Consider the following 18,600-nt stretch of genomic DNA (forward strand, 5'->3'; position numbering starts at 1 on the left):
CAGGAAACTGTCTGAGAAATGTTTAACTTAAGCGCCAAGCTCCTCCTCGTGATTATTACCGTCGTGATTATTCCATCACAGCGGGGGCGGCTCGTGGCGCGACGACAGACCAGATAGGGTCAGAAATTGCAAACAAACCCCCCGCTCCGAAAGGACCGGGGGGTTTGTCGTTTCAGGGCCATTGAAAACTTAAACAGCAGCAAAAATAGGCGAGATAACAAGATGGAACAAGGGCAGAAGATCAGCGGCAGTGAAGCAGTTATCAAGGTATTGGCCGCCCATGGGGTGAACACGGTTTTTGGTTATCCCGGCGGCGCCATCATGCCTATCTACGATGCTCTCTACGACAGCCAGGTCGAACATCTGCTCTCCCGTCATGAACAGGGCGCCGCCTTCGCCGCCGTCGGTTATGCCCGCTCAAGCGGCAAGACGGGCGTCTGCCTGGCCACCTCGGGTCCGGGGGCTACCAATCTGATCACCGCCTTGGCCGATGCGCTGTTGGACTCAGTGCCGCTGGTGGCCATCACAGGCCAGGTTTCCACCTCCGTGATAGGCACAGATGCCTTTCAGGAGATGGACGTGCTGGGCATGAGCCTGTCATGTACCAAACACAGTTTTATGGTGACCCGCGCCGATGAACTGGTTGCTACCCTGTACCGCGCCTTCGAAATCGCCGCCTCCGGCCGTCCCGGTCCTGTGCTGGTGGATATCCCCAAAGACATCCAGCTTGCCCAAGTGGAATACAAGGCGCCGTTGCAGGCGGTGCCCGATGAGCCGGAGCTGGACCAGGCGGCTTTGGCGGAAGCCAACGCCTTGCTGGCGGCCGCGCGCCAACCCATGTTGTACGTCGGTGGCGGCGTCGGTATGGCGGGCGCAGTGGAGCCGCTGCGGGCCTTTATCCAGCGTAGCGGTATTCCTTCGGTGGCAACGCTTAAGGGGCTGGGCGCCATAGCCCATGGCACTCAAGGTTACCTGGGGATGCTGGGGATGCACGGCAACAAGGCCGCCAATCTGGCGGTGCAGCAGTGCGATCTGCTGCTGGTGGTCGGTGCCCGTTTCGATGACAGGGTCACGGGTAGGCTGGAGAGCTTTGCCAGCAAGGCCAAGGTGATCCACCTGGATATCGATGCCGCCGAACTTGGCAAACTGCGTCAGCCGGATGTGGCCATGGATGGGGACTTAAGAAGCATATTGACGCAACTGGCGCCGCAAGCGCTGCAAATAGCGCCCTGGCAGGCTGAAGTCGAGCACCTGCGGGCGCTGCACCAGTGGGATTACGCCCATCCAGGCTCACTCATCTATGCGCCGGCCATGTTGCGCCGTCTGGCCAACAAGCTGCCGAGCGACTCTGTGGTGAGCTGTGATGTCGGCCAGCACCAGATGTGGGTTGCCCAGCATATGCATTTTCGCCGCCCGGAAGATCATCTTTCCAGTGCCGGGCTTGGCACCATGGGCTTTGGCTTGCCGGCGGCCATAGGCGCGCAGATGGCCCGGCCGGATGCCACTGTGGTCACGGTTTCCGGCGACGGCTCTTTCATGATGAATGTGCAGGAGCTGACCACCATCAAGCGTCGTAAACTGCCGGTGAAGATACTTTTGATAGATAACCAGAAGTTGGGCATGGTGAAGCAGTGGCAACAGCTGTTTTTTGAAGAGAGATACAGCGAAACCGACCTGTCCGATAACCCCGACTTTGTTACCCTGGCGTCCTCCTTCGATATCCCCGGACGCACCATCTACTCGGCCGATGAGGTTGAGCAGGCACTGGATGAGATGCTCAGTGCCAAAGGCCCCTTCCTGCTGCACGTCGCCATAGACGATGCCTTTAATGTCTGGCCGCTGGTTCCCCCCGGCGCCTCCAACTGTGAAATGATGGAACAAACGGAGAAGCGATCATGATCCATAATCTGGAATTGACCCTGGAACAACGCCCCGAAGTACTGGAACGTGTATTGCGGGTAACCCGCCACCGCGGCTTTACCGTCCGCGATATGCATATGACACTGGCCGAGGATCAGCGCCTGCAGCTGGCAATGGCGGTCGACAGTGACAGAGCCATAGAGCTACTGAGCCGTCAGTTGACTAAGCTGGTAGACGTGGCCCGCTGCACTGTGCGGCCCGCGAGCAGCCTCTCCCGTACCGTCAACGGCTAACCAAGAATCATCAGAATAAGCGTAAGGAATTGAGCAATGCCCAAACTCAGATCAGCAACCAGTACCGAAGGCCGCAACATGGCCGGAGCCCGAGCCCTTTGGCGTGCCACTGGGGTTAAGGAAGGCGACTTCGGTAAGCCCATTATCGCCATTGCTAATTCCTTCACTCAGTTTGTCCCCGGTCATGTGCATCTGAAAGACATGGGCTCTCTGGTGGCATCGGCCGTCGAAGAGGCCGGCGGCATCGCCAAAGAGTTCAACACCATAGCGGTCGATGACGGCATCGCCATGGGTCATGGCGGCATGCTCTATTCCCTGCCTTCCCGTGAACTGATTGCCGACAGCGTCGAATATATGGTCAATGCCCACTGCGCCGATGCTCTGGTGTGTATCTCCAACTGCGACAAGATCACCCCCGGCATGTTGATGGCGGCGCTGCGGCTCAATATCCCCGTGGTATTTGTTTCCGGCGGGCCTATGGAAGCGGGCAAGACCAAACTGTCCGATAAACTTATCAAGCTGGATCTGGTGGATGCCATGGTGGCGGCGGCCGATGACAGGGTATCCGATGCTGACAGCGAGAAAATCGAACGCAGCGCCTGCCCAACCTGTGGCAGCTGCTCCGGCATGTTTACTGCCAACTCGATGAACTGCCTGACCGAGGCGTTGGGGCTGTCGCTGCCGGGCAACGGCTCCATGTTGGCGACCCACAGTGATCGACGCGAACTGTTTCTGGAGGCGGGCAGAAGAGTGATGGCGCTGGCCAAGCGTTACTACTCGGATGATGATGCCTCGGTATTGCCGCGCAATATCGCCAACTTCAAGGCGTTCGAGAATGCCATGACCTTGGATATCGCCATGGGCGGTTCTTCCAACACTGTGCTGCACCTGTTGGCGGCGGCTCAGGAAGCCGAAGTGGATTTCACCATGACGGATATCGATCGTCTCAGCCGCAAGGTGCCGCACCTTTGCAAAGTGGCACCTTCGACCCCCAAATACCATATGGAAGATGTCCACAGAGCCGGTGGCGTAATGGGGATCTTGGGTGAGCTGGAACGCGCCGGTTTATTGCATACGGATGTTAACCATGTGGCTTCCGATGATGGCTCGCTTGAGTCTGTGCTGGCCAATTATGATGTGATGCGCACAGAGTCTGCGAAGGTAAAAGACTTCTTCAGCGCCGGTCCCGCGGGGATCCCTACTACCCAGGCCTTCAGCCAGGATTGCCGCTGGCCATCGCTGGATACAGATCGCCGCGAAGGTTGTATCCGCAGCCGCGAGTTTGCCTTCAGTCAGGAAGGGGGCTTGGCGGTACTGTCCGGTAATCTGGCCGAGCATGGCTGCATAGTGAAAACCGCCGGGGTGGATGAATCCAACCTGAGGTTCAAGGGCCTGGCTAGGGTGTATGAGAGCCAGGACGAGGCCGTTGCCGGGATCCTCGGTGGTGAAGTGGTCGCCGGGGATGTGGTGGTTATCCGCTACGAAGGCCCCAAAGGTGGCCCTGGTATGCAGGAGATGCTTTATCCCACCAGTTACCTCAAGTCTCGCGGTTTGGGCAAGGCCTGCGCCTTAATCACAGATGGCCGCTTCTCCGGCGGTACGTCCGGGCTGTCCATAGGCCATGTGTCACCGGAAGCCGCCTCAGGGGGCACTATCGCCTTGATTGAAAATGGTGACGCCATTGAAATCGATATCCCGGCCCGCAGCATCACGCTTAAGCTGAGCGATGCTGAGCTCGCCCAGCGCCGTGAGGCGATGCAGGCCAAGGGGCCTTTGGCCTGGAAGCCGTTGGCACGGGTGCGCCCTGTGTCGCTGGCGCTCAAGGCTTATGCCATGTTGGCCACCAGTGCCGACAAGGGCGCCGTGCGCGATCGCACTAAGTTGGAGGGCTAGTATGTTGGCGCTGGCATCCAAGAGTCAGCTGTCGCTGGCCAACTATTATCTGCAGAAGATCCTCTTGTCCCATGTCTATGATGTGGCGCGGGTTACCCCGCTGTCGAGTCTGAACAAGTTGTCGGCCCGCCTGGGCTGCCAGGTGTTTCTCAAACGCGAGGATATGCAACCGGTACACTCGTTCAAGCTCCGTGGCGCCTATAACCGCATCGCCGCCTTGAGCCCCGCTGAGTGCGAAAACGGAGTGGTATGTGCCTCGGCCGGTAATCACGCCCAGGGCGTTGCCATGTCGGCCTCGAGCCGCGGGGTCGACGCCGTGATAGTGATGCCGACCACCACCCCGGATATCAAGATAGATGCGGTGCGCCGCCTCGGCGGCAATGTGGTGCTTCATGGGCAGTCGTTCGATCAGGCCAATCAGTATGCCATGTCGCTGGCCCAGGATGAGGGGCGGGTGTTTATCCCCCCCTTCGATGATGAGGCGGTGATCGCCGGGCAGGGCACGGTTGCCCAGGAGATGCTGCAGCAGCAAAGAGATCTCGAAGTGGTGTTTGTGCCTGTGGGTGGCGGTGGCTTAATCGCCGGTATTGCCGCCTACTACAAAGCCGTGATGCCCGAGGTGAAGATCATCGGCGTCGAGCCGGAAGATGCCGCCTGTCTCAAGGCGGCGCTGGAAGCCGATGAACCTGTGACACTGGAGCAGGTAGGCCTGTTTGCCGATGGGGTGGCGGTTAAGCGTATAGGTCAGGAGCCTTTTCGATTGGCGCGGGAATATGTCGATGAAGTGGTGACTGTCAGCTCGGATGAAATTTGCGCCGCGGTCAAGGATATCTTTGAGGATACCCGCGCCATTGCCGAACCGGCTGGTGCTTTGTCGTTGGCCGGGCTGAAAAAGTATGTCGGTGATAAGGGCAAGGGCGAGAAACTGGCGGCGATTCTCAGCGGGGCCAATGTCAATTTTCACAGCCTGAGATATGTGTCCGAGCGCTGCGAGCTGGGCGAGCATAAAGAGGCGGTGCTGGCAGTGACCATTCCGGAAAGGCCGGGCTCCTTCCTGCATTTTTGTGAACTGCTGGAGCGGCGGGTGATGACAGAGTTCAACTATCGTTTCAGCGGGCGCGATCGCGCCGTGGTGTTTGCCGGGATCCGTCTTAGCGAAGGTATTAGCGAGCTGCAGGCGATTATCTCATCTCTGGAGAGTGCCGGTTTTGCGGTGCAGGATCTATCTGCCGATGAGGCGGCCAAACTGCATGTGCGTTATATGGTGGGCGGCTTGCCACCCGAGCCTTTGGAAGAAAAACTGCTCAGCTTTGAATTCCCGGAGCATCCCGGAGCCTTGCTGCAGTTTCTCACGACGTTGAAGAGCAAGTGGAACATTAGTTTGTTTCACTATCGCAACCATGGCGCCGCCTTTGGGCGGGTGCTGGCCGGCTTTGAAGTGCCCAAGGCCGATGAAGCCGCCTTTGGTCAGTTTCTGAATGAGTTGGGGTTTGTCTGTCAGGACGAGACGGATAACCCCGCCTACCGGCTGTTTCTGGCGCGCCCAGGCCAGTGAGATCCTGAAAGGGAAAAGGTCGACTGTCTTCGCCAAAAGCAGGGGCAGTCCGGCGGTCAGTTTTATGCTATGGTCTTGAGTTATTATTCTAATCCGTACCCTGAAACCTCTTGTAAGGAGAGCCAAGATGTTTGCTGCACCCTCGGTTAGCGCTTTTAACCCTCCCCGCCGGATCCTGATGGGCCCCGGCCCTTCGGATGTCTATCCTCAGGTATTGGCGGCGCAGTCGCGGCCGACGGTCGGGCATCTGGATCCTCTGTTTGTGGCCATGATGGATGAGCTCAAGAGTCTCATTCAATATGCGTTTCAAACCCGTAACGAGATGACTATAGCGGTTTCTGCCCCGGGCAGCGCCGGTATGGAAACCTGCTTCGTTAACCTGGTGGAGCCGGGCGAAAAGGTGATTGTCTGCCGTAACGGGGTGTTTGGCGACAGAATGCGCCAGAACGTCGAGCGGATTGGCGCCGAGGCGGTGATGCTGGATTTCGAATGGGGTACAGCGGTTGACCCAGAAGTGGTGGAAGCTGCGCTGAAGGCGCATCCCGATGCCGCCTTCCTGGCCTTTGTGCACGCCGAAACCTCCACCGGCGCGCTTTCCGACGCCAAAACACTGTGCGCCCTGGCGCGTGAGCATGGCTGTCTGTCGATTGTCGATGCCGTAACTTCCCTCGGAGGCGTCGAGCTCAGAGTCGATGATTGGGGCATAGATGCCATCTATTCCGGCAGTCAGAAGTGCCTCTCCTGTGTGCCTGGGTTGTCTCCTGTGTCTTTCTCACCGGCCGCAGTGGCTAAACTCAAGGCGCGCAAGAGCCCGGTGCAGAGCTGGTTCCTGGACCAGTCCCTGGTGATGGGGTATTGGAGCGGTGATGGCAAGCGCAGTTATCACCACACAGCGCCCGTTAATGCTCTGTACTCACTGCACGAAGCGCTGCGGTTACTGGCCGAAGAGGGGCTGGAAAATGCCTGGCAGCGCCACCGGGATATGCACCTTTTGCTGCGTCAGGGGCTTGAGTCCATGGGGCTCGAATTTGTGGTGGCCGAGCAGAGCCGCTTGCCGCAACTCAATGCGGTTTATATCCCGCAAGGTGTCGATGATGGCGCCGTGAGAAAGCAGCTGTTGGATAATTATAATCTGGAGATAGGTGCCGGCCTCGGCGCCTTGGCCGGAAAGGCTTGGCGTATCGGCCTGATGGGTTACGGTGCCAGACGGGAAAATGTTGCCCTGTGCCTGCAGGCCTTGGCCGAAGTGCTCAACTGATAGCCCGCCTTTAGATAAACGCCCCTTTCAATGACGGGGCGTTTTCGTTTCAGCCTTTACTCACAGCCCCTGTGAACCAAGGTTCCAGGCGGCGATAGCTGTGACTGCCGACATAGATAGCCAGGGCCGACAATATTCCGCCCAGCAGGGTCGAGGTTAATACATCGACACTCCAGTGCATTCCCAGCAACATGCGGCTCAGCCCCATCAGCAGCGCCCAGCAGATAAGCAGCGCCGGAAGCCAGAGATTGTTGTGCCTCAGCAGAAAGAAACTGCTGCACATAGTCAGGGTCACGGCAAAAATGGTATGGCCGGAGGGAAAGGAAAACCCTGTTTCTATCTGCCAGTGGCGCTGGATCTGTGCCGAGATGGGCATATCCAGTGGTGATACCCCGGGAAGAACCTGGGCCAGCAGCTCCCTGCGGGCGTACTTGTCTATGCTGTAGAACTCCTTGATATCCAGATGCTGCTGGTGGGACAGCCATTCGATATAGGGCCGGGATTCTGCAAATACCAGCTTGAGCTGTTCATTGAGCAGCAAACACAGCACCAAGCCCAGCGAAGTGCAGAACATCATCTTCAGCCAGCTGCCCCTTGGCAGGATAAAAAAGCTGATGGCAAATACCAGTAACACAGTGCTTACGCCCCAGGGGGCCGAACCGGACACGGTTAACCAGTACCAAAACTGAGCGGCGGCACTGTCGAGATTGAGCCAGGGGAAGAGCGGCTCTGACAGGGAAAACAGCGCCAGCGGCAAGCTGAGCAGAAACAGCCAACAAATGGCCAATGAGGTCAAAGGGACGGCTGCATATTTCATTAATACACCCTTATCGGAACGGACAAACCGCCATTGTGCCAGAGGGGAGGAACGCGGCAAGCATTAATGGCGTCCTCCGTCGAAGTAGGCCCTTTGGGCGGCAGTTTGTCAGCACACTTGTAAAAAAACGGCTGCCCAAGTGTGGCAGCCGTTGGTTGGCAGTAAATACTACTCTTCAATTTGTTGGTGACGGGTGAGGTACATTAGCACCAGCATGATCAGTACCAACAGTCCGGTTCCCATCAAGAGGGCGTAATCTTCCAACTGGAGTATGGAGTAGAGTACGCCGTAGAGACTCGCCAGCATGGCCGCAACTATAGCTCCTTGGCGTCGACTGCCACTGGCACTGGCGACATAAAGTGGAATGCTGAGCAGGGGAACCGCCGCGGCCACCAGATAAGCGGTTAAAAACAGCAGGTGTTCTGACAGCGACAGCAGCAATAGATAGAAGAGGCACATGGCGCCACCCACCATCAGATACTGTACTGCGCTGAGGCGTGACTTGTTGCCCAGCTCGAAGATCAGCAGCAGTATGTAGGTCAGTAAGATAAAGAGTATGCCGTACTTGAGCGACCTTTCTATCTTGCCGTAGTGAGTCACGGGTTCGAACAGGGTAACACTGGCACTGATCTCGGTAAGATCCCGGCCATCACTGGCGCGGAATACCTGAGGGAAGTTACGACTCAGATGGCTTATCTGCCAGTTGGCATCAAAACCTTCAGTGCTGAGATTACGGCTGGCGGGCAGGTAACCCTGGAAGCTGGGATGCGGCCAATCGGCATGGATATCTATCTGGCTCAGTTCCGCCAGCGGTAGTACCTCCAAGCCTTCAGAACCCCTGAGGCTGAGCTGGAAGGTCAGTTGATATTCACCTTGGCTCGGATCCAGCGCTATGGTGCGATGAAAGCCGCGGCCAAGGCCGCCTGTGTTATCCAGGCCTGTACCTGACATCAAGCTGGGCATGCCCTGCTCTCCAGCCAGATTAAAACGGCTGACAGTCTCAATAGCCTGGTTGGCTGAAACGCCGAACACCAGCCGGGCCTGGTTATAATCAAAGCCGAGTAAGCCTGGGATATTGACCTTGGGCAGTTCGAAGTTGGCCTGACCCTTGATTTGTCCCAGATATACGAGTGACTGATAGATACCGCGATGGCGGAATTCGTGCTGCAGAGCGGCATCCAGTGTCATGCCTTTGGGCAGGATCAAGAGTTCATCGCTGTAAACCTGGCGACTGCGGTGCTGTTTGCCGTCGATATTGCTGTCGGAGATCACTTCATAGCGAAACGGCAGTACCAAAACCGGACCGGCCAAGGTTTGGGAATCGCCCCAGGTGTGGCCTATCTCGCGCACCACTTGGCGATAGAGGCTTTCTCTGTCCTGGCTGAGATCCTGGATCATCCCAAGCGGTATCAATGACAACAGGCCCACCATGGCCACAGCAAAGAGTTTGAGCGTTAATTTGGATTTGAATTGAGGCAGCGCCGCTTGGCCGTTTTGTTTCTTCATCACGCTTTTCAGCAGCAGATAAGCCCCGAAACCCATGGCACCAAGAAAGGCCAGCGCTACCACCAGGACGATAATTTCAAACATGAGGTATGTTCCTTTAACCTATAGTGGCAGTATTAGAACAGATTTGACCTGACATATCATGACAAGTCACTGATCAATAATGGCGAAATTATGGCACGGCCCTTTTTGCCCCGGTCTGATTTGGCTTCTTGGATGTTATGCTCAAGGGATTCTGCTGTTACTGTCACATTTATTATGACAATGTGGTCGTGATTGAATCATCTATAATGAGTGTGAATCAATGCTGCAGTCATTTAAAATAACCGCCTATACAATCTGCTGTGAAGATACCTATGAAGAACTTTTCCAAAATCTGTTGGTTGCCGTTTTTTTTCAGTTTGCCCCTGCATGCTGAACTGGCCGATTTTGATGACTATGGGCCGCTGCGGGTCTATGCCCAGTCTCCCCTGCAATCCAGTAGCCTGGCCCCCATGTTGCGCTCGGGCTTTTCCATGGCTGAGGGACAAAAAGAATGGTATCTGACCGGTAACATCGCCAGTGTGTGGGCCGAGACGGACGATTATCTGGCCGATTACTATCACAACTCCTTAACTGGTGGTCTCAAGTGGCAAATCGATGACCGTTGGATGCTGGACGCCAATTACACTTGGCGTTTCAGTGGCAATAACCACTTGGATTCGCTGACCATGTGGTTCCACGATTCCTTCGGTTTCGATCAGAACGGTCGTGAGCATCAGCCGCGAAACCAGAATCAGATTTACTCCAAGCAACACGATATCAATCTCAGTGATTTTGGTGGCGAGACGATGAATAACGCCTTCAATATCTACCTGGGGTATCAACTGCTGCAAAACGAGCACCATGGTCTGTCTGTTGGGGCCAGTCTGTATTACAACTATGTGGGTTCGGGCCCTTTTGCCAATGAGAACTTTGAACAGGCGTTGCAGCTTAACTACAGCTATCGCAACGGTCGGCACAACTTCCATTCAACACTCGGCTTGAGCTTCCGTGAGGATGAGGAAGTGTTGTCGGATATGCCCTATGAGTCCAACGCTTTGATGCTTGGCCTAGGCTATGAATATCGTGTTGGTCGTCATGGTTGGATGCTGGAGTACCACAGATATGAGGGGATGACAGAGGCCGATGATGACTTCTCTGAAGCCTCCAATGAAGCCTTGCTGGGCTACCGTTATTATCTGGATCGCAGCGCCATAGAGTTCACTGTGATTGAAAACTTCCTCAACATGGATAACAGCACGGATATCGCCTTTACTCTGGGCTATCGGCATATGCTCTAATTTAGCCGTGTTAAAACATAAGGCCGCTCATGAGCGGCCTTATCCATTTTGGGGTGAGATGTATTACTCCGCCTGTTCAGCCTTGGCTTCCAGTGCCTCGACTCTGGCTTGCAGGGCTTCCAGCTTTTCGCGGGTCTTGAGCAATACATGCTGCTGCACTTCAAACTCTTCCCGGGAGACCAGATCCAGTTTCAGCAACTGGTGTTGCAGTACTTGCTTGCTGCGCTCTTCAAACTCGCCGGCAAATTGCTTCAGCCCTGAAGGCAGGTTTTCGCTCAGCTGTTTGGCCATTTCTTCAATTTTCTTGGGGTTGATCATCTCTTTAATCCACTGGCAAGGTTTTAACTGATTGTAACTTATAGGCCGTACTTAACCCAAGGTTAACCTAAGGAAGGTGCGAACAAGTCCCATGTGTGCTCTGCGTCGGCTTACAGGCCTGGATGCAAGGCGTGGTTCGCAGCAAATGGCCCTAGTCCTTTGCAAGAAGCACTTCCCTAAGGGGATTTTGGGGCTGCCTCCGGCACTGATTCTGGTATGATCTCAGCCTCTAAACCTTCCTTGTGTGAGATATCGATAACCCATGAAGCTCAATCCTGCCCAGAATGAAGCCGTCCATTATGTTTCCGGTCCCTGCCTGGTATTGGCTGGAGCCGGCAGTGGCAAAACACGGGTTATCATCAACAAGATAGCCCATCTGGTGCAGAAGTGTGGTTATCAGGCCAAGCATATCGCCGCTGTGACTTTTACCAACAAGGCAGCACGGGAGATGAAAGAGCGGGTGGCTCAATCCATGGGCCGTAAAGAAGCCAGGGGGCTGTGGATCTCTACTTTCCATACCCTGGGGTTGGAAATCATCAAGCGTGAACACAAGACTTTGGGCCTCAAGGCCGGGTTCTCTCTGTTTGACGATCAGGACACCTTGGCTCTGCTCAAAGAGCTGACCCAGGACGAGCTGCAGGAGGATAAAGATCTGCTGCGGGCGCTGGCGACCATGATCTCCAATTGGAAGGGGGGCTTGGTGATCCCGGATCATGCCCGCAAGATAGCCAAGGGTGAACAGGAACAACTGTTTGCGCTCCTGTATCAGCGTTACGCCCAGCATATGAAGGCTTACAATGCACTGGATTTTGACGACCTTATCCTGCTGCCGACCCTATTGCTGCGGCATAACGCCGATGTCAGAGCCCGTTGGCAGGCGCGGATCCGTTACCTGTTGGTGGATGAATATCAGGATACCAACACCAGCCAGTATGAACTGGTTAAATTGTTAGTGGGAGAGCGGGCGCGTTTTACTGTGGTAGGCGATGATGACCAGTCCATCTACTCCTGGCGTGGTGCCAAGCCACAAAACCTGGTGCTGCTGGGCAAAGACTTTCCTGAGCTCAAGCTCATTAAGCTGGAACAAAACTATCGCTCCAGTCAGCGAATATTGCGGGCGGCCAATATTCTGATCGCCAACAATCCCCATGTGTATGATAAGTCGTTGTTCAGTGAGCTGGCCTATGGCGAGCCGCTGCGGGTACTGTTTGCCGCCAATGAAGAGCAGGAAGCGGAGCGGGTGGTGGCCGAAATCATTCGCCACAAGTTTATGGGTAAGACCAGCTATGGTGAATACGCCATTCTCTATCGGGGAAATCACCAGTCTCGCTTGTTGGAGCGGGCGCTGATGACTAACCGTATTCCCTATAAGCTTAGCGGTGGCACCTCATTCTTTGCCAGAGCCGAAATCAAGGACATCATGGCCTATCTGCGCTTGGTGGTGAATCCGGATGACGATAACGCCTTTCTGCGTATCGTCAACCTCCCTAAGCGCGGAATTGGTCCGGCAACCTTGGAAAAACTGGGGAATTTCGCTAACCAGAAACATATCTCCATGTTTGAGGCGATTTTCGACGCTGAATTGAATCATCACCTGCCTCCGGCGGCCATGGGCTCACTGTATGAGTTTGGTCGCTTCATCGTCGATACCGGTGAAATTGCTCAACGCGGTGAAGGGGTTGATGCCATCAAGCAGTTGATCCGCAAAATAAACTACGAAGACTATCTCTACGAGACCAGCACCAGCGCCAAGGCAGCCGAGATGCGAATGAAGAACATCTCCGAGCTGTATCGCTGGGTGACAGAGATGCTGGCCGGTGATGACCTGGATGAGCCCATGAGCCTGCCCGAAGTGGTCAATAGGCTGACGCTTAGAGACATGATGGAAAGAAACAATGAGGATGAAGGCGGCGATCAGGTGCAGTTGATGACGCTGCACGCCTCCAAGGGACTGGAGTTTCCTTATGTGTTTATGGTGGGGGTGGAAGAGCGAATTCTGCCGCATCAAACCAGCATAGATGAAGACAATGTCGATGAAGAGCGGCGTCTGGCTTATGTTGGCATCACCCGGGCTCAGAAAGAGCTGTGGTTTATGCTCTGCCGTGAGCGGCGCCAATTCGGCGAAACCATGCGTTGCGAACCCAGCCGCTTCTTGATGGAACTGCCTCAGGACGACCTTATCTGGGAAAATCGCAAGCCGCAACAGAGTGAGCAGCAACGAATGGAAACCGGTAAGGCTAACATCGCCAACCTGCGGGATATGTTCAAGAAGTAAGCCTTGGCTTCAAGACCCGACTCAGGCGCAAACCTGGGTTGCCGTATCTATGACCTCGGTGTTGTTGCTGTCAGCGGCGCTCAAGCGACTCCCCAAGGCTTGTCCCTGGCCTGAGTTAAAGCCCATTTGCGCCAGTTGCTGTTTCTGCTCTTGGGTATTGACGCCATCCAATACCAATTCAAGCTCCAGCGCGCCGGCACTCAAGCGTATCGCTTTGAGCAAGCGTCTGTGGTGGGGGCTTTGCAGATGTGACACCAGGCTGGCATCCAGTTTCAGTACATTGACAGGCAGGAAGGATAGGCTGATCAAGGGGCTGTAACCACTGCCGTAGCCTGTGATCCCCAGAGTGACCTGCAAGCGTTTGAGCACTTCAAAGCCGTTGATATGGTTTTCCAGATCCCGTGACAAGGATTGCTCGTTGAAAAACAAGCAGAGGTCGTTAAGCGGGAAGCGGCAGTTTCTCAGGCAGTTTTTCAGACTGCGCAGCGCGTGTTTATGTTTGAGGTGCTGGCTACAGATGGCCAGATGCAACTTGGTACCTGTGGCCAGTTGCAGCTTGGGAAGCTCGCTGTTCAGCGCCTCTATCGCATACCTGTCCAGTTCCAGCTGTAAGTTGGCTTGCTCTGCCAAATTGGCGAGTTGTTGCTGTTTGATTTTGCCGTGTTGTGGATGAGGCCAATACAGGCGTACATCCAGTGCCTGTAGCTGCCCGGTCTTAAGATCCTGCACCGGGAAGTAACTGAGCCGAATTTGCTGGGTATCCAGGGCGTTTCTCAGTTCATTTTCCAGGCTCACATCCTGCATCAGTTGCTGATGCGATTTCTCATCGAATACCACATAGCAACCCTTGCCTCGGGTCTTGGCCATATACATGGCGGTGTCGGCATCCCGCAGAATGGACTCGCTGGTGTCATCTCTGTGATGACCACTGACGGCTATACCGATACTGGCGCCTGAGTTGAACTGTTTATCGGCCAACTCGTAGGGGCGTGACAGCTCTTTGAGGATCCGCTCGGCGACTTCCTTGGCATCGTCGGCCGTGCGTAACCCATCCAGCAAAATCACAAACTCATCGCCACCGAGACGGGCGAGGGTGTCGTTGTCGCGAATACAAAACTTGAGGCGGATGGCTGTCTCAACCAGAAACTTGTCGCCTTCCAGGTGTCCCAGGGTGTCGTTAATCAGCTTGAAACGGTCGAGATCGACGAACAGCAGGGCGAATTTGTCCTGCATGTGTCGGCGATTATGCTTAACGGCCTGGCTCAAACGCTCCATAAACATCAGCCGATTGGGCAAGCCTGTCAGGGCGTCGTGTTTGGCATCATGCAGCAGTTGTTGCTCTGCTTTTCGGCGCTGGGAGATCTCTTTTTGTAACTCTTGGTTGGTGGTGGCCAGCTCACGGGTGCGCTCCAGGATCTTTTCTTCCAACTCTTCGTTGCTGCGTTTCAGTGCCTCGGTGGCCAGCTTACGCTCTATGGCCGTAGCTATGTGCTGCGACACAAAGGTCAGCAGCTCAAGATCCTTGAACTGATAGTTCTGGTGCATGCTGAAGCTATAGATAGTCAGGGCGCCGGCAATTCTGTCCTGAATAAACAGTGGCACACCAATCCATTGGTGCATGCTCTGGGTGTGATTGAGCTCAGGAGCCTTGCTGTATATCTCTTTGGCGCACACCAAAGATTGGATATCACTCTGATCCAGTAATACGGGGCGTTTCAATCTGAGCAGGTATTCCACCAGTCCGTCCATTAAGGGACGGCATTTGGGTGGCTGGTCACTGAGCTGGGAAACATAGAAGGGAAAGTGCAGCTCAGTTGCCGTGTCGTCCAGCAGGGCTATGTAACAGTTATTGGCGGGCAACAGATGACTGAGGACCCGGTGCAGCTCGGTATAAAACTCGCTGTCATCCAGGTTTGAGGAGGAGAGTTCGGCGATTTCAAACAGGGACTTTTGCAGTCTCTCGGCGCGGCGCCTCTCATAGACCTCCTGTTTCAGCTTATCGTAGGCCTGGCTCAGCTCCTGGGTTCTCTGGGTGATGGCTTGTTCCAGTTGTTCATGATGCCGTAATCGCTCCATGGCCCCGGCTATGTGGTGGCTGATGAAAGCCATCAGCTCAAACTCCATCTCGCCGTAGGAACTGGCAGGATTGTAGCTCTGTACCACCAAGACACCGATTGCTCTGTCATTTTGCATTATCGGCACGCCGAGCCACTGATGACAGGGGGAGCCGAGGGACATGATTTCCCCGGCGGCGGCCAGCTCTTCAGCTTTGCGCTCATCACACAACAGGGGCTTGGCCGTTCGCAGCACATAACCGGTGAGACCCTGCATCAGAATTTCAGATAGCTCCTGTTCCGGATAGAGCTCAGAAGGGTGGGAGTCTTTTTCATCGGAGAAAAACGGCAGTTCCAGATGTTGCCTCTGGGCATCGAGCAGGGAGATATAAAAGTTGTCGGCAGGGATCAGTTGCTGAAGGTGCAAGTGCATGCCTTGGTAGAAGCTCTCCATTGAGGTTGCCTTATTGGCAATATTGGAGATCTCCAGCAGCGCGTTCTGAGTGGCTTCGGCTCTTTTGTATTTGGCCGCCAGTCGTCTGAGTCTGGCAACCCTTTTTTCTAAACTCGAGACTTCCTGAGCCGAATGCTGATGGAGAGTTTCATCCCTAAACATGTTATCCGCCAAGGAATAATTGCAATATAATTGTTGTGTGGTTTTCAATCAAAGGATAGGAATAGCATGAAATACGGTATTATCCAAGTCAATTTTTTGGCTGGTGTCGGATAATTGTTGTGCTATTTAAGTCAAAACTTGAGCAAACAGCCGAAAAAAAGCAAATCAGGTGTAGACGCGGGGAGTAAATCCTCCTACTATATGCGGCGCTGACACGGCGGGCGCCCATAGCTCAGCTGGATAGAGCGCACCCCTCCGGAGGGTGAGGCCGAGGGTTCGAATCCTTCTGGGCGCACCAGTTTGATTCAACTGCTGTGCCAGTCAGTGAAAGAAATATCAGTGGTGATTGTAGCTCAGTTGGTAGAGCCCCGGATTGTGATTCCGGTTGTCGTGGGTTCAAGTCCCATCAGTCACCCCACTTATTTCGTGAAGCGAGTCAGCTTCAAATCTTACGGTGATTAGCGCAATTGATAGCGCCTCCCGGTTTGGAAACCAGAGTGGAGCAGAGGGTGACCCTCTTCCTTTCAAGGTGCCCAATAAAACAATGTTTCGGTGATTAGCGCAGCCTGGTAGCGCATCTGCTTTGGGAGCAGAGGGTCAGAGGTTCGAATCCTCTATCACCGACCAAATTTGATTTATCTGACTTAAAGTCGGGTAAAAGTTGGAAAGTATTTCGGTGATTAGCGCAGCCTGGTAGCGCATCTGCTTTGGGAGCAGAGGGTCAGAGGTTCGAATCCTCTATCACCGACCAAAACATTTAAGCCCCTGAGAAATCAGGGGCTTTTTGTTGATTTCTTAGCACTCAACGCCTTCCTGTTTTCATCTTTTAGATGCTTAAGTGTCTTGGGTTTTCGCTGTCTCTAGCAGCTTCGGGGAAAGGAAAGGCTCCCTGAAGGGAGCCTTATATCAGTTACTCAACATTCACCGGCGGTGAAATAAAGCCTTGGTATGCTTGGGTCTTGAGTGGCGTAAAACGCTCCAACTGACCTTTCTCCTGAATACCTGTGACTATCACATCGATTTCCAGTCCTCGGGCCACGTTCACCAGTGCTCGGCACAGTTCGCTGTTGTGCTGGTTTTCATCATATTGTGCAAAAGATTGATCCAGCTTGACGTAAGCCGGCCGCAGACTTTGCAGATAAGACATGGAGCCGAACTGACGGCCGAAGTGGTCTATCCCTATGCTGGCGCCATTGTCGCGGATAACGGTACATAGCGCCTGGCAGGCATCGATATCGGTATAGATGGCAGCTTCCGGTAATTCAAAGGCCAACCGGCTTGCATGGCGACTGTTACGCAGGAAGTGATTGAGCCATTCGTGGAACTTGGGATCGCTGATGCTGTGATGGGTGAGGTTAACCGCAACTGCTTCGGCATTTTTCTCCAACAACTCATCTTCGCTGATCTTTTCAATCAGGCAGCGGTCGAGCAGGCTACCCAAGGACAATAGCTCGACATAAGGCATGAACTGGCCGGCGTGTACCAGTTTGTCACCTATCTGCAGCTGACAGAAAAGCTCCCGCTGCAGTACGTTGTCTGAGTCCTGATAGTGCACTGGCTGCCAACGGAAACGGAACTGTTTACGATTAATTGCTTCGGTAAGCTTGTCACGCCATTGTTCGCGGCTGAACAACTGCTGCTCATTGGTCTCCAACCAGTGATAGACCTTGCCTTCCTTGAGGGCGATTTGCAGGGCATTGTCCGAGCGTGCCAGCAGTTCTGAGCTGTTCATCTGTCCTATGCGCTCGGCAATACCTATGGCGTAGTCTTCATTGGGTTTGCAACCCGCCTTGACCATTTCCTGGTTGATGGTGCGGATCAACGTCTGTAGATACTTACTTAACTGTTCACGCTCAACATTGGTGACCAGGAAAGCAAATTCATAGGCGGCGATACGGGCAATGACAGATTCACAGATTTCGCCCAGCTCATGCTGCAGTTTTTCCGAGAGCAGCTTGATGGTTTCGTCTCTTACCTGATAGCCATACTTGCTATGCACTTCTTCGAGCCAATCGAACTTGGCCATCATCAGGGCACCGCTGCCGGGTTCACCGAGCCAACCACCAATTCGGCCCATCATATATTGACGGTTGGGTAGGTTGGATACTTGATCCACCAGATTCTTTTTCCTGAGTGCGGTAACTTCTTCGTCCAGAGAGCTGAAGATCTTCTTCAACTGGGCCGACATGCTGTTGAAGGCGTTAACCACATCCCTGAGTTCCAGGGTTTTGGGGAGCGGCATATCCGGACCGAATTCCCGTTTGGCAATGCTCTTGGCGTGTTCGGCAATGGCATGCAGTGGACTGAGGATCCAGGTCAGGCCCAGACGGGCGAATAGAATGGCGACCAAAAACAGGATTGAAAAGGCTATCAGGGTGTGGCTCATAATGCGCCACAGTTCATGGTAGCCGAAACCCGGGTGCGCGGTAATTTCCAACTTGGCCAGCTGCAACCAACCCGAAGTAATGGTACTTTCCTTGCGTAACGGGGTGAAGATCCCCAGATCGATAAACCATTGGGGCACATCTTCGATGCGGATATTGTTATTCCAGACCTGCTGTTTACCGTCGACCAACCAGGTGAGTTTCACCTCTTGGTAATAGCCACCCTCGAAGATGACATTGACCATGGTTTCTGCGGTGGCGAGATCACCGGCCTCCAGCGATGGAACCAACATCAATCCCAATGAATGGCTGACATTATTGAGGTCCGACTCCATCTGCTCGGTCAGAAAGTTCTGGGTCTCATTGAATTGCACATAGCCCACACTGGCTACAACCAAGAGAAACAGCCCAAACAGTAACGAGTATATCTGTCGAAACAGTGTCATTGC

General features: G+C 54.4%; 12 protein-coding genes and 4 tRNA genes. 11 read left to right on the forward strand and 5 right to left on the reverse strand.

The genetic code is table 11. The annotated features are described in order from the left end of the window. Positions 1-222: 222 nt before the first annotated feature. From ilvG to N512_RS0109045, 5 genes are all read left to right on the forward strand, one after another. Positions 223-1,899, forward strand: coding sequence for an acetolactate synthase 2 catalytic subunit (ilvG, locus tag N512_RS0109025; RefSeq protein WP_028780110.1), 1,677 nt, complete (start codon positions 223-225; stop codon positions 1,897-1,899). Continuing rightward, positions 1,896-2,153: an acetolactate synthase 2 small subunit gene (gene ilvM / locus N512_RS0109030; RefSeq protein WP_025010070.1), complete on the forward strand. Its 258-nt coding sequence runs from the start codon at positions 1,896-1,898 to the stop codon at positions 2,151-2,153. The genes ilvG and ilvM overlap by 4 nt, the downstream gene beginning before the upstream one ends. 36 nt (positions 2,154-2,189) lie before the next feature. Further along, entirely contained in the window at positions 2,190-4,046 is a 1,857-nt protein-coding gene (gene ilvD, locus N512_RS0109035) for a dihydroxy-acid dehydratase (protein WP_028780111.1), read from the forward strand. 1 nt (position 4,047) lies between these two features. Then, positions 4,048-5,601, forward strand: a complete 1,554-nt coding sequence (ilvA, locus tag N512_RS0109040) for a threonine ammonia-lyase, biosynthetic (protein ID WP_028780112.1) — start codon at positions 4,048-4,050, stop codon at positions 5,599-5,601. 127 nt (positions 5,602-5,728) lie between these two features. Further along, positions 5,729-6,859, forward strand: coding sequence for a pyridoxal-phosphate-dependent aminotransferase family protein (locus tag N512_RS0109045; RefSeq protein WP_028780113.1), 1,131 nt, complete (start codon positions 5,729-5,731; stop codon positions 6,857-6,859). A gap of 49 nt (positions 6,860-6,908) precedes the next feature. Here N512_RS0109045 and N512_RS22670 read toward each other — a convergent pair whose 3' ends face one another. Further along, on the reverse strand, positions 6,909-7,676 hold the full coding sequence (locus N512_RS22670) for a phosphatase PAP2 family protein (protein ID WP_044735363.1): 768 nt from the start codon (positions 7,674-7,676) through the stop codon (positions 6,909-6,911). 168 nt (positions 7,677-7,844) lie between these two features. Next, the gene (gene creD / locus N512_RS0109055; RefSeq protein WP_028780114.1) at positions 7,845-9,266 is read right to left on the reverse strand and encodes a cell envelope integrity protein CreD; all 1,422 of its coding nucleotides are present in this window, start codon (positions 9,264-9,266) and stop codon (positions 7,845-7,847) included. Between the two features lie 272 nt (positions 9,267-9,538). Between creD and N512_RS0109060 the strand changes: the two genes are divergently transcribed. Then, the gene (locus N512_RS0109060; protein WP_028780115.1) at positions 9,539-10,504 is read left to right on the forward strand and encodes a DUF3187 family protein; all 966 of its coding nucleotides are present in this window, start codon (positions 9,539-9,541) and stop codon (positions 10,502-10,504) included. A 63-nt stretch (positions 10,505-10,567) separates the two neighbouring features. Here the strand turns inward: N512_RS0109060 and ubiK are convergent, their stop codons facing one another. Then, the gene (gene ubiK, locus N512_RS0109065; RefSeq protein ID WP_025010065.1) at positions 10,568-10,822 is read right to left on the reverse strand and encodes a ubiquinone biosynthesis accessory factor UbiK; all 255 of its coding nucleotides are present in this window, start codon (positions 10,820-10,822) and stop codon (positions 10,568-10,570) included. Positions 10,823-11,084: 262 nt separating this feature from the next. On the opposite strand from ubiK, the gene rep reads away from it, so the two are divergent. After that, positions 11,085-13,097 (forward strand): DNA helicase Rep, encoded by a 2,013-nt coding sequence (rep, locus tag N512_RS0109070; protein WP_028780116.1) that lies wholly within the window; start codon positions 11,085-11,087, stop codon positions 13,095-13,097. Positions 13,098-13,118: 21 nt separating this feature from the next. On the opposite strand, the gene N512_RS22675 is transcribed toward rep, so the two are convergent. After that, entirely contained in the window at positions 13,119-15,767 is a 2,649-nt protein-coding gene (locus tag N512_RS22675; RefSeq protein WP_051472729.1) for a sensor domain-containing phosphodiesterase, read from the reverse strand. Between the two features lie 221 nt (positions 15,768-15,988). Here N512_RS22675 and N512_RS0109080 point away from each other — a divergent pair. The 4 genes from N512_RS0109080 (at position 15,989) to N512_RS0109095 (ending at position 16,518) form a co-directional block, all read left to right on the forward strand. Next, positions 15,989-16,065, forward strand: a tRNA-Arg gene (locus N512_RS0109080). Between the two features lie 44 nt (positions 16,066-16,109). Beyond that, a tRNA-His gene (locus tag N512_RS0109085) sits at positions 16,110-16,185 on the forward strand. A gap of 132 nt (positions 16,186-16,317) precedes the next feature. Beyond that, positions 16,318-16,394 (forward strand) — tRNA-Pro (locus tag N512_RS0109090). A gap of 47 nt (positions 16,395-16,441) precedes the next feature. Then, positions 16,442-16,518 (forward strand) — tRNA-Pro (locus tag N512_RS0109095). Between the two features lie 159 nt (positions 16,519-16,677). On the opposite strand, the gene N512_RS0109100 is transcribed toward N512_RS0109095, so the two are convergent. After that, entirely contained in the window at positions 16,678-18,597 is a 1,920-nt protein-coding gene (locus tag N512_RS0109100) for a bifunctional diguanylate cyclase/phosphodiesterase (RefSeq protein WP_028780117.1), read from the reverse strand. Positions 18,598-18,600 lie beyond the last annotated feature (3 nt).

The sequence above is a fragment of the Shewanella sp. 38A_GOM-205m genome (assembly GCF_000518445.1).
GTDB classification, from domain to species: Bacteria; Pseudomonadota; Gammaproteobacteria; order Enterobacterales; family Shewanellaceae; genus Shewanella; species Shewanella algae.

Excerpts from the sequence above, each read along its gene's own strand:
- ilvG (WP_028780110.1), top strand. The coding sequence starts at position 223 with ATGGAACAAGGGCAGAAGATCAGCGGCAGTGAAGCAGTTATCAAGGTA.
- ilvM (WP_025010070.1), top strand. The coding sequence starts at position 1,896 with ATGATCCATAATCTGGAATTGACCCTGGAACAACGCCCCGAAGTACTG.
- ilvD (WP_028780111.1), top strand. The coding sequence starts at position 2,190 with ATGCCCAAACTCAGATCAGCAACCAGTACCGAAGGCCGCAACATGGCC.
- ilvA (WP_028780112.1), top strand. The coding sequence starts at position 4,048 with ATGTTGGCGCTGGCATCCAAGAGTCAGCTGTCGCTGGCCAACTATTAT.
- N512_RS0109045 (WP_028780113.1), top strand. The coding sequence starts at position 5,729 with ATGTTTGCTGCACCCTCGGTTAGCGCTTTTAACCCTCCCCGCCGGATC.
- N512_RS22670 (WP_044735363.1), bottom strand. The coding sequence starts at position 7,676 with ATGAAATATGCAGCCGTCCCTTTGACCTCATTGGCCATTTGTTGGCTG.
- creD (WP_028780114.1), bottom strand. The coding sequence starts at position 9,266 with ATGTTTGAAATTATCGTCCTGGTGGTAGCGCTGGCCTTTCTTGGTGCC.
- N512_RS0109060 (WP_028780115.1), top strand. The coding sequence starts at position 9,539 with ATGAAGAACTTTTCCAAAATCTGTTGGTTGCCGTTTTTTTTCAGTTTG.
- ubiK (WP_025010065.1), bottom strand. The coding sequence starts at position 10,822 with ATGATCAACCCCAAGAAAATTGAAGAAATGGCCAAACAGCTGAGCGAA.
- rep (WP_028780116.1), top strand. The coding sequence starts at position 11,085 with ATGAAGCTCAATCCTGCCCAGAATGAAGCCGTCCATTATGTTTCCGGT.
- N512_RS22675 (WP_051472729.1), bottom strand. The coding sequence starts at position 15,767 with ATGTTTAGGGATGAAACTCTCCATCAGCATTCGGCTCAGGAAGTCTCG.
- N512_RS0109100 (WP_028780117.1), bottom strand. The coding sequence starts at position 18,597 with ATGACACTGTTTCGACAGATATACTCGTTACTGTTTGGGCTGTTTCTC.